Raw genomic sequence first — 647 nt, 5'->3', positions numbered from 1 at the left:
TCCTGGTCGTACAGGTCGGCCGTCGGGTCGCCGAAGCCGCCTTGGTCCATGACCGGGGTGTCCGGCGCGGCTGCCGCCTCCTCGGCCTCCTCGTCCGCCGTGACGGCGTCGAGGTAGGAGGGGCGGCCCTGCCGCTTGAGGTGGGCCACCACCTGCTCGACCTCGTCGTCCGAGCAGAACGGCCCGTGCACCCGCGTCGTGCGACCGCCGCCCGCCATGAACAGCATGTCGCCCTGGCCCAGCAGCTGCTCGGCGCCCATCTCGCCCAGGATCGTCCGCGAGTCGATCTTGCTCGTCACCTGGAACGAGATCCGGGTCGGGAAGTTCGCCTTGATCGTCCCCGTGATCACGTCCACCGACGGACGCTGCGTCGCCATGATCAGGTGCAGGCCCGCCGCCCGCGCCATCTGCGCCAGGCGCTGGATCGCCCCCTCGATGTCCTTGCCCGCCACCATCATCAGGTCGGCCATCTCGTCGACCACGATCACGATGTAGGGCAGGGGCGCGAGGTCCATGACCTCGTCCTCGTAGACGGCCTCGCCGGTCTCGCGGTCGAAGCCGGTCTGCACCGTGCGGGTGATCACCTCGCCGCGCGCCCGCGCCTCCGCCACCCGGGCGTTGAACCCGTCGATGTTGCGAACGCCGAG

1 protein-coding gene is annotated in these 647 nt (G+C 70.6%); it reads right to left on the bottom strand.

Annotated elements, in window-relative coordinates; translation table 11 throughout:
• On the bottom strand, positions 1-647 hold a 647-nt coding region (locus VQ02_RS33135; RefSeq protein ID WP_048448528.1), incomplete at both ends, for an FtsK/SpoIIIE domain-containing protein.

The organism is Methylobacterium variabile (assembly GCF_001043975.1).
GTDB lineage: Bacteria > Pseudomonadota > Alphaproteobacteria > Rhizobiales > Beijerinckiaceae > Methylobacterium > Methylobacterium variabile.
Note: the sequence above shows the minus strand (reverse complement) of the source record. Positions and strands in the feature narration are given on the sequence as shown.